This is a genomic window from Sphingopyxis sp. KK2, from assembly GCF_001990265.1.
GTDB lineage: Bacteria > Pseudomonadota > Alphaproteobacteria > Sphingomonadales > Sphingomonadaceae > Sphingopyxis.
The window spans coordinates 1-9916 of sequence record NZ_LYVN01000144.1; the positions used below are offsets into that span (position 1 = coordinate 1).

Here is a 9916-nt window from a genome sequence, read left to right on the forward strand (position 1 = left end):
CCGATGTGCCTGCGCCCGAACCCGCCGAGCCCGCCGAAGGCTGGCGCCCCGACCGTTCGCCGCGGCGGATGATCCTGTTCGGCCTCGTCATCCTCGCGGGCGTGCTCGCCGCGCTCTACGCCTGGGGGCTGCCGCCGTTTCGCGCGTCGAGCCAGACCACCGACAATGCCTATGTCCGCGGCCAGACGACGGTGATCGCGCCGCAGGTCGGCGGCTATGTCACCGAGGTGCTGGTGCAGGATTTCCAGACGGTGCGGGCGGGGCAGGTCCTCGTGCGGATCGACGACAGCATCTATCGCCAGCGCGTCGCGCAAGGGGCCGCGAATATCGCGGCGCAGAGCGCGAGCCTCGACAACAGCCAGCAGAGCCAGCGCTCGGCCGAAGCGCAGGTCAAGGCGCAGGACGCCGCGGTTGCCAATGCGCGTGCGCAGTTGCAGCGCGCGCAGGCCGACATGCGCCGCGTCGACGAGCTGGTCGACGCGGGGTCCGTATCGCTGCGCGAACGCGACCAGACGCTCGCGGCGCTGCGCCAGGCCGAAGCCGGGGTCCGCGCCGCCGAGGCGCAGCGCCAGATCGCGCTCGAACAGGTGCGTTCGGTCACCGTCGGGCGAAGCGGGCTCGAGGCCGGCGTTGAAAATGCCAAGGCGGCGCGCGGGCTCGCCGATATCGACCTCGACCGCACCGTGGTGCGGGCACCGCGTGGCGGCAAGCTCAGCGAAGTGACGGTGCGCGTCGGCCAGCTGGTCAATCCGGGAACGCAAATGATGTACCTGGTGCCGCAGCGGCACTGGGTCGTCGCCAATTTCAAGGAAGCGCAGACCGCGAAGATCCGCGTCGGCCAGCATGCGACGCTGCGTATCGATGCGCTCGGCGGCGCCGAACTGAAGGGCACGGTCGAAAGCATCGCGCCCGCAGCGGGCAGCGAGTTCAGCATCGTCAAGCCCGACACGGGATCGGGCAATTTCGTCAAGGTGCCGCAGCGCATCGCGGTGCGCATCCGCATCGACCCGGACCAGAAACTCGCCGAACGGCTCGGCCCCGGCATGTCGGTGGTGGCGACCGTGCGCACCGGGAGCGAGTGATGCGGCGCGCGCTGCTGCTGTTGCCCGTGCTGCTCGCGGGCTGTGCGCCCGCGATCACGCCGCGGCCCGAGGCGAGCCTTGTCACGCCGCCCGCCGACTGGCGCACCCCGACGGCGGCGAGCGGCGAAATCGAGAGCGCGTGGTGGGGGCGGTTCGGCGATCCGCAGCTGTCGGCGCTGGTCGAACAGGCGCGCGCGAACAATGTGGACCTCGCCATCGCGGCGGCGCGGGTGGCCGAGGCGCGCGCGCAGGAGCGGGTGGCGCGTTCGCTGCTGCTCCCGACCTTGTCGGCGAGCGTGCCCGGGGCGGAGGCGCGCAGCGTCAACGCCTTCGGCCAGCCAAGCGAGAGTTTTTCGGCGCAGCCGGCGTTCCAGGCGGCCTATGAGATCGACCTGTTCGGGCGCAACGCCGCGAGCGTCGATGCGGCGCGCGCCAATGCCGCGGCGGTCGCGGCGGCGCGCGAGGCGGCGATGCTGTCGGTGAGCGCGGCGACCGCGAGCAGCTATATCACCTTGCTTGCGCTCGACGAACGGCGCGACCTGCTGCGCCAGACGCTCGCAACGCGCGGCGAGGCGCTGCGCATCGCGCGCGACCGCGCCGAGGCGGGCTATACCTCGCGGCTCGAGCTCAGCCAGGCCGAGGCCGAATATCGATCGACCGAGCAGCAGATCCCCGCGATCGAGGCGGCAATCGCGCGGCAGGAAAATGCGCTGTCGCTGCTCGTCGGCGATGCGCCGCATGCGATCGTGCGCGGCGCGTCGTTCGATGCGCTGGTGACGCCGGTGGTGCCGGGGGTGCTGCCGTCGGACCTCGTGCGCCGGCGGCCCGACATCGCGCAGGCCGAATATGCGCTCGCCGCCACCGACGCCAATCTGCGCGGCGCGCGCGCGCAGTTCCTGCCGCAAATCCGGTTGTCGGCGTCGGCGGGGGCGGCGATCTCGTCGCTGCTCGACGATCCGATTTCGGTCTGGTCGATCGGGGGCAGCATCCTCGCGCCGATCTTTTCGGGCGGGCGGCTGGAGGGCCAGTTCGACGCCGCGACCGCGCAGCGCGACCAGGCCGCCTTCGCCTATCGCCGCGCCGTGCTCACCGCCTTTCGCGAGGTCGAGGACCAGCTCGCGGTGATCGACCGCATCGGCGCGCAGGAACAGGCGCTCGTCGCGCAGCGCGCCGCGGTTGCCGAAACGCTGCGCCATGCGACGAACCGCTATCGCGCCGGCTATTCGCCCTATCTCGAGCAGATCGATGCGCAGCGCGCGATCTTCCTCGTCGATCTCGCACTGATCCAGCTGCGGACCGAGCGGATGACCGCCTATGTCGCGCTCTACCAGGCGCTCGGCGGCGGAGCGCCCGCGACTTAGGGGATATGCGCGAACCAGATGATGTGGCGGCCGCCCTTGCCGGTGCTGCGCGCACGGACCTGGGCCTCGTCGACTATGAAGCCCGCGTCTTTCAGCTGGCGGGTGAAGCGCGCGTCGGGACCCGCCGACCAGATCGCGAGGATACCGCCGGGGCGCAGCGCGGCGCGCGCGCGGGCAAGGCCGGCGGGCGAATAGATGCGGTCGTTGCCCGCGCGGGTCAGCCCGTCGGGGCCATTGTCGACGTCGAGCAAGATCGCATCGAATCGCCGCGGCGCGCCGCCGATCACCGCGCCGACATCGTCCAGCACCAGGTCAACGCGCGGATCGTCGAGGCAGCCGGCGGCGAGTCCCGCCATCGGCCCGCGCGCCCAGTCGATGATCTCGGGCACCAGCTCGGCGACGGTCACCCGCGCGTCGGGGCCGAGCCGCGCGAGCGCTGCGCGCAGCGTGAAGCCCATGCCATAACCGCCGATCAGCAGGTGCGGCGCGGCAGCGGCCCGCAGCCGGTCGCAGCTCATCTCGGCGAGCGCTTCTTCGGAGCCGCTCATCCGGCTGCTCATCAGCTCGTTGCCGCCGAGCATGATCGTATATTCGTCGCCGCGCCGGAACAGGCGCAGCGCGTCGCCGCCGGGGACGGGGGCGGTGGCGAGAAGGGTGCGGGGTATCATGGTGCGCCTATAGGGGCGGGCGGGACGATTTTGCACCCCCATTGCCAATGCGCCGCGTTCGCGGCATAGGGCGGCGGCCCTTTCCTCCCCGGGTCCACTGGCGCGATCGCGCCGAACCAAAGGGTGCTTAGATGACCGAATTTCTGGACCGCCACGGGCTGTCGATCGATGCGCGGCTGGTCGATTTCGTGCAGGATCGCGCGCTGCCCGGCACCGGGCTCGACGCCGACAAATTCTGGGCGGGCTTCGCGGCGCTCCTCGGAAAATTCGCGCCCGAAAACGCCGCGCTGCTGGCGAAGCGCGAGGATCTGCAGGCGCAGATCGACGCCTGGCATGTCGAGCGGGCAGGGCAGCCGCACGATCCGGCCGCCTATCAGGCCTTCCTGCGCGAGATCGGCTATCTCGTCCCCGAACCCGCAGCCTTTCAGGTCGGCACGGCGAATGTCGATCCCGAGATTGCGACGATGGCGGGGCCGCAGCTCGTCGTGCCCGCGCTCAATGCGCGCTTTGCGCTGAACGCGGCCAATGCGCGCTGGGGCAGCCTCTATGACGCCTTCTACGGGACCGATGCGCTCGACGCGCCGCCCGCGAAGCCCGGCGGTTATGACGCGACACGCGGCACGGAGGTGATTGCGCGGGCAAAGGCCTTCCTCGACGAGGCCGTCCCGCTTGCATCGGGAAGCTGGGCCGACTGGGCGGGCGGTACGCCCGAGTTGGCCGATCCGAGCCAGTTCGTCGGTACGAAGGACGGCGGGCTGCTGCTGAAGCATAACGGCCTGCACATCGAGTTGGTGATCGATCCCGCGAGCGCGATCGGCCAGACCGACCCGGCGGGCATCGCCGATGTGCGGCTCGAAGCTGCGCTGACGACGATCATCGACCTCGAGGACAGTGTCGCGGCGGTCGATGGCGAGGACAAGGTGCTGGGCTATTCGAACTGGCTCGGGCTGATGCGCGGCGACCTGACCGAAGTCTTCGCCAAGGGCGGCGCGACGGTCACGCGCGCGATGGAGCCCGACCGCGACTGGACCGCGCCCGATGGCGCTGCCTTCACGCTGCCGGGGCGCAGCGTGATGTTCGTGCGCAACGTCGGCCATCTGATGACCAACCCGATGGTCAGGCTCGCCGATGGCAGCGAGGCGCCCGAGGGGTTGTGCGACGCGGTGTTCACCAGCCTCTGTTCGCTCCATGACCTCAAGGGCCTCGGCACGCTCAAGAACAGCCGCGCCGGCAGCATCTATATCGTCAAGCCCAAGCAGCACGGGCCCGAGGAATGCGGTTTCACCGACCGGCTGTTCGACGCGGTGGAAGATATGCTCGGCCTGTCGCGCCACACGATCAAGGTTGGGGTGATGGACGAGGAGCGGCGCACCAGCGCCAATCTGGCCGCGTGCATCCACGCGGTGAAGGACCGCATCGTGTTCATCAACACCGGCTTCCTCGACCGTACCGGTGACGAGATCCACACCAGCATGCGCGCCGGTCCGATGATCCCCAAGGGCGAGATGAAGGCGAGCGACTGGATCGCGAGCTATGAAGACCGCAACGTCCGCATCGGCCTTGCCTGCGGGCTTTCGGGCAAGGCGCAGATCGGCAAGGGCATGTGGGCGATGCCCGACCTGATGCACGGCATGCTCGACGCCAAGATCGGCCACCCGAAATCGGGCGCGAACACCGCCTGGGTGCCGTCGCCGACCGCCGCGACCTTGCACGCGCTGCACTATCATCAGGTCGATGTGTTCGCGCGGCAGAAGGAGATCGCGGACGAGGCGGTGCCCTCGCTCGACCGGCTGCTCAACATCCCGGTCGCCACGGGGCGCAACTGGAGCGAGGCCGAGGTCACGCGCGAACTCGACAATAATTGCCAGGGCATTTTGGGCTATGTCGTGCGCTGGATCGACCAGGGCGTCGGCTGTTCGAAGGTTCCCGACATCGACGATGTCGGGCTGATGGAGGATCGCGCAACGCTGCGCATCGCGAGCCAGGCGCTTGCCAACTGGCTGCTCCACGGCGTCTGCACGCCCGCGCAGGTCGATGCCGCGCTGGTCCGCATGGCGGCCAAGGTCGACGCGCAGAACGCGGGCGACGCGCTGTACGAGAAGCTGACGCCCGAGGGCATCGCCTATCAGGCGGCGCGCGCGCTGATCTTCGAGGGCGTGACCCAGCCGTCGGGCTATACCGAGCCGCTGCTGCACGCCTATCGCCAGAAGAAGAAAGCCGCGGCGTGACACGCTCCGCCTCGTGCCTGTGCGGCGCGACGCGATATCGCTGGTCGGGGCCGGTGGGCGAGGTGGTGCTATGCCATTGCGGCCAGTGCCGCCGCGCGAATGGCGGCGCGTTCAATGTGGCGGTGCTCGCCGATGTCGCCGACGTCCGGTTCGAGGCGCGCGACAGGTTGCGCGAATATGAAAGCTCGCCGGGAAAATATCGCGCCTTCTGTTCGGGGTGCGGCGCGCCGGTGTACAGCCGCCGCGACGATTTGCCGGACGTGCTGCGTTTGCGCGGCGGGCTGATCGACGATCTGCCCGCGCCGCGCGAGGTGATCGTCAGCCACCGCGCCGACGGCTGGGACTGGCTGGACTGAGACAAGGCGGCGGTGCCGCGCGGAACGGCATCGGCGCCGATCGCGTTGGCTGTCCGAAAGGACAAGCCATGCAGCAGCAAATCTCGGTCATCACGCTCGGCGTCGCCGCGCTCGCACCGTCGCGGCATTTCTATGTCGAGGGGTTCGGCTGGCGCCCGGTGTTCGAGAATGACGAGATCATCTTTTATCAGATGAACGGGCTGATGCTCGGCACCTTCCTGCAAGCATCGCTCGAAGCCGATATGAACCGGACCGGCCTCCGGCGCCCGGGCGCTTTCTCGCTTGCGCATAATGTCGGGTCTGAGGCCGAGGTGCAGCCCGTCATCGACCGGCTGCTCGCGGCCGGCGGCACCTTGCTGCGCGCGCCCGACAAGCCGCCGCCGGGTGGAGTTCGCGGCTATGTCGCCGATCCCGACGACCATGCGTGGGAAATAGCGTGGAACCCGGCGTGGCCGATCGATGCCGAGGGGCGGGTGCGTTTCGGGGTCTGACCCACGAACAATGGTTGCCTGATGGCAAGGCGATGCGTAGAACATAGGAGGAACAAAGAGGGGAGTCCGCCATGTCGACCGCCGTCGATCCCGCCTATCGCCATTATCCCAAGCAGGCGCGGTTCGTCGTGCATCGCGAGACGGGTGGCGCGACGCTCAAACTCTATCACCTGACCGCGCCCGACGCACCGGTGCCCGATGCGGTGGCGGCGCAGGCCGATGCCTGGTTTGCCGCGCACGCCCCCGCCGAACTCGAAGCGGGCGATTGCGGTTTCGTCATCGTCCACCGCTGCGGCGCCGACTTCCACTTCCTGCTCGCGTCGGTGTGGCGCGGATCGAACGAATTGTGGGAGGCGGTGTGGTACCGCATGGGCGACATGACGGCATTCGAGCCTTTCGATGCCGCTTATCCGCCCGACGTCGGTGTCGTCCGCCCGACCTTCTGCGTCTGGGAACTCGGCATCGTCGCGCATGAAAGCGCGGCGTGGAGCCGCTATCTGATGTCGTCCCGCGACGAGACGGCGCGCGCGGCGTGGCGCGACGATGTTTTCGACGGCATCGTATAACTGCCGTTCCCGTACAATAAGTCCTTGCCACCACTCGCTATGAACCCGCATCTGGTCGCGGGGACAGCAGGGGGCAAGGGGCGATGACGGCACCGTTCAATTTCGGGCAGCTCAAATTTCTGAAGGCATTGACCGAGGCGCTGTTCCACGGCGTCGATATGGTGATTACGGCCGACCAGGTCGTCGCCAATGTCGCCGAGCTGTTCGGCAAGGTCGGCGGCACCAAGCTCGACGAGCTGCAATTCTCGCTCGACATGACCGAATTGGCGCTGGCGCCGGTGTTCGTCGAGATCGACGTCGAAGACCGCGCCGAACGCGTGCGCGACCGGCTGCAGAACAGCGATTTCGACCTGTTCCAGGACATGGCGCGGCTGCGCGGCATCATCTACGCCTGCTACTACGGCTATTGGGAGGGGGGCGAGCTGCCGCGCGATGCCGGACAGGACGCGAATGTCGCGAACCCGGTGCATCGGCAGATCGGCTTCACCCTGCCCAAATTCCGCACCCGCAGCGATCCGCCCGAGATGCCGATCACCGATGTCGCGGGCCGCGAAATCCATGTCGATCATGTCCTCGACGCCGCGACGCTCGAGGACGAGTATGACGTCGTGGTCATCGGCTCGGGGGCGGGCGGGGCGGTCGCGGCCTATAATGTCGCGGCGCAGGGCTATAAGGTGCTGATCGTCGAGGCCGGGCCCTTTTACCCCTCGCCGCGCATCACGCACCGCGAACTCGACATGATCGCGGCGCTCTACAAGCATGGCGGGGTGCAGACGACGACCAACAGCGATTTCGTGATCTTCCAGGGGCGCTGCGTCGGCGGGTCGTCGACGGTGAACAACGGCATCTGCCTGCGCGTCAACGAGGATGGCCGCACGCATCCCGACGCGCCCGACGTGCTCGCGAAATGGGCGAGCATCGGCGCGCCGATCGACCCCGCCGCCTTTCATGCCAGCTATGACGCGGTGAAGGATAAGCTCGGCATCGGCCGCGCCGAGCCGCGCAGCGGGCGGCACAATGGCACGCATCTGATCAAGGGCTGGCAGGCGCATGCCGCGGCCTCGACCGACCCGCGCGAGCAGCGCGCGGTTACCGACTGGTTCGACAAGAATTTCGGGCCGCCGAACACGCCCAATGCCTGCGCCTATTGCGGCTATTGCAACTCGGGCTGCCCCTATGGCCGGCGCATGGGCATGGCGCAGACCTATCTGCCGCAGGCGTGCCGCGACCATGGCGCGCGTATCCTGCCCGACACCAAGGCCGAGGAAATATTGTGGCGCGAGGCCGCGAACGGCAAGCTCGAGGCCGAGGCGGTGCGGCTGGTGATGCCGGGCGGATCGCGGCGGATCGTGCGCGCGCGCGTCGGGGTCGTCGTCGCGGGGGGGACGATCGCCTCGTCGAAGCTGCTCGACGCGAGCGGCATCGCCGGCACCGGCTATCAGATTTCGCTCAACGTCGCCTCGCCGGTGGTGGCGCTGATGCCCGAGGGTGTCGGCGGCAGTGCGTGGGACGAGGACCAGATGTCGAGCTATGTCGACTGCGGCAAATATCTGCTCGAAAGCCACTTCCAGCCGCCGATGGCGATGGCGTCGCTGATGCCCGGCTGGTTCGGCACGCATGCCGCGCGGATGCGCAATTTCAGCCGCGTCCATTCGGCGGGCATCCTCTTCCCCGCCGACCGGCGCGGGCAGGTGGTCGACGGCAAGCTCAATTTCCGCCTCGACGTCGAGGATGACCTGCCGGTGCTGCGCCATGCGATGGCGACCCTGACCAAGGTGCATTTCGCGGCGGGTGCGATCGAATGCTATCCCGCGCTGGCGAGCGGCAAGACCGTCACGCCCGACATGGACATCGACGCGTTTTTCCGTGCCGAGATCGGGCAGCAGGACGACCTGACGCTGTCGAGCAGCCATGCGCATGGCGGCAATGCGATCAACGAGAATCCCGAATATGGCATCGTCGACCTCGAATGCCGGGTGCATGGCACGACCAATGTGCTTGTCACCGACGCGAGCACTTTCCCGAGCTGCATCCGCGTCAACGCGCAATGGACGACGATGGCGATGGCGCATTATGCGACGGGGCGGGGCGATCCGTTTCGGTAAGGGATGGCCGTGAGGGCGGTCTCGATTTTGTTTCACGCAAAGGCGCAAAGGCACGAAGACGGAAAATCTCACACAAAGACACAAAGAGGGCAATTGCGACCGGCGGCGGCGTGACAGGATCGCGCGGAGCGCCTTTTAATGGTCGCCTACGGCGACAAGCTTAGGTTGGCGAGACGGCCGCCACCTCCTTGTGTCTTTGCGTGAGATAAAAATGGCGCTGCCCTTGCGAGCCCGAACCGCTATGGGCGGCCAGTCATGACCTTCACCGTCGCCGCCCTCTATCGCTTCGCGCCCTTCGACGACCCCGCGCTGCTGCGCCAGCCCCTGCTCGACCTTGGCGCGGCCGAGGGCGTCAAGGGCACGCTCCTGCTCGCGCGCGAGGGGGTCAACGGCACGATCGCGGGTCCCGAAGCCGGCATCGCCGCGGTGATCGCGCATATCCGCGCGCTGCCCGATTGCGCCGATCTCGACGTCAAATATTCGACCGCTGCCGCCATGCCCTTTCAACGGCTCAAGGTACGGCTGAAGAGGGAAATCGTGACGATGAAGGTGCCGGGCATCGACCCGTCGCGCGACGTCGGCCGCTATATCGCGCCCGCCGACTGGAACGCGGTGATCGCCGACCCCGGCACGGTAGTGATCGACACGCGGAACGGCTTTGAGGTCGGTTACGGCAGCTTCGACGGCGCGATCGACCCGCAGACGAAGAGCTTCGGCGATTTTCCGGGCTGGTGGCAGGATCACAAAGACGAATTTGCCGGCAAGCGCATCGCGATGTTCTGCACCGGCGGCATTCGCTGCGAAAAATCGACCGCGTACCTCCGCAGCGAGGGCGTCGACGATGTCGTGCATTTGAAGGGCGGCATTCTCGCCTATCTCGAACAGGTGCCCGAGGCGGAAAGCCGTTGGCACGGCAGCTGCTTCGTCTTCGACGAGCGGGTGAGCGTCGGGCACGGGCTGGTCGAGGTGGGGGAGAAGGAATAGGCGAGGCGGAAAAACCGATCGGCGGTCCGCCCTCACCCTTCCGGCGCTTCGCGCCCCCCCCCCTCTCCCGGGGGG

9 protein-coding genes are annotated in these 9916 nt (G+C 68.2%); 8 read left to right on the forward strand and 1 reads right to left on the reverse strand.

Annotated features, from left to right (window positions below):
* The first annotated feature begins 5 nt into the window (after positions 1-5).
* Together B1A78_RS18070 and B1A78_RS18075 are read left to right on the forward strand one after the other, a co-directional pair.
* Positions 6-1082: an HlyD family secretion protein gene (locus B1A78_RS18070; protein ID WP_077148308.1), complete on the forward strand. Its 1077-nt coding sequence runs from the start codon at positions 6-8 to the stop codon at positions 1080-1082.
* Complete coding sequence (locus tag B1A78_RS18075; protein ID WP_077148309.1) at positions 1082-2443, forward strand: efflux transporter outer membrane subunit; 1362 nt, start codon at positions 1082-1084, stop codon at positions 2441-2443. Before B1A78_RS18070 ends, B1A78_RS18075 begins: the two co-directional genes overlap by 1 nt.
* Here the strand turns inward: B1A78_RS18075 and B1A78_RS18080 are convergent.
* Entirely contained in the window at positions 2440-3111 is a 672-nt protein-coding gene (locus B1A78_RS18080; protein WP_083734292.1) for a spermidine synthase, read from the reverse strand. The two genes, B1A78_RS18075 and B1A78_RS18080, sit on opposite strands and share 4 nt — an antisense overlap.
* Before the next feature lie 131 nt (positions 3112-3242).
* Between B1A78_RS18080 and B1A78_RS18085 the strand changes: the two genes are divergently transcribed.
* From B1A78_RS18085 to B1A78_RS18110, 6 genes are all read left to right on the forward strand, one after another.
* On the forward strand, positions 3243-5339 hold the full coding sequence (locus tag B1A78_RS18085; RefSeq protein ID WP_077148302.1) for a malate synthase G: 2097 nt from the start codon (positions 3243-3245) through the stop codon (positions 5337-5339).
* Positions 5336-5695: a GFA family protein gene (locus B1A78_RS18090; RefSeq protein WP_077148303.1), complete on the forward strand. Its 360-nt coding sequence runs from the start codon at positions 5336-5338 to the stop codon at positions 5693-5695. Before B1A78_RS18085 ends, B1A78_RS18090 begins: the two co-directional genes overlap by 4 nt.
* Before the next feature lie 68 nt (positions 5696-5763).
* On the forward strand, positions 5764-6186 hold the full coding sequence (locus tag B1A78_RS18095; protein ID WP_077148304.1) for a VOC family protein: 423 nt from the start codon (positions 5764-5766) through the stop codon (positions 6184-6186).
* Between the two features lie 71 nt (positions 6187-6257).
* The gene (locus B1A78_RS18100; RefSeq protein WP_077148305.1) at positions 6258-6752 is read left to right on the forward strand and encodes a hypothetical protein; all 495 of its coding nucleotides are present in this window, start codon (positions 6258-6260) and stop codon (positions 6750-6752) included.
* Between the two features lie 83 nt (positions 6753-6835).
* The gene (locus tag B1A78_RS18105) at positions 6836-8857 is read left to right on the forward strand and encodes a GMC family oxidoreductase N-terminal domain-containing protein (protein WP_077148306.1); all 2022 of its coding nucleotides are present in this window, start codon (positions 6836-6838) and stop codon (positions 8855-8857) included.
* A gap of 255 nt (positions 8858-9112) precedes the next feature.
* Entirely contained in the window at positions 9113-9841 is a 729-nt protein-coding gene (locus B1A78_RS18110) for a rhodanese-related sulfurtransferase (RefSeq protein WP_077148307.1), read from the forward strand.
* Positions 9842-9916 lie beyond the last annotated feature (75 nt).

Excerpts from the sequence above, each read along its gene's own strand:
- B1A78_RS18075 (WP_077148309.1), top strand. The coding sequence starts at position 1,082 with ATGCGGCGCGCGCTGCTGCTGTTGCCCGTGCTGCTCGCGGGCTGTGCG.
- B1A78_RS18080 (WP_083734292.1), bottom strand. The coding sequence starts at position 3,111 with ATGATACCCCGCACCCTTCTCGCCACCGCCCCCGTCCCCGGCGGCGAC.
- B1A78_RS18085 (WP_077148302.1), top strand. The coding sequence starts at position 3,243 with ATGACCGAATTTCTGGACCGCCACGGGCTGTCGATCGATGCGCGGCTG.
- B1A78_RS18095 (WP_077148304.1), top strand. The coding sequence starts at position 5,764 with ATGCAGCAGCAAATCTCGGTCATCACGCTCGGCGTCGCCGCGCTCGCA.
- B1A78_RS18100 (WP_077148305.1), top strand. The coding sequence starts at position 6,258 with ATGTCGACCGCCGTCGATCCCGCCTATCGCCATTATCCCAAGCAGGCG.
- B1A78_RS18105 (WP_077148306.1), top strand. The coding sequence starts at position 6,836 with ATGACGGCACCGTTCAATTTCGGGCAGCTCAAATTTCTGAAGGCATTG.
- B1A78_RS18110 (WP_077148307.1), top strand. The coding sequence starts at position 9,113 with ATGACCTTCACCGTCGCCGCCCTCTATCGCTTCGCGCCCTTCGACGAC.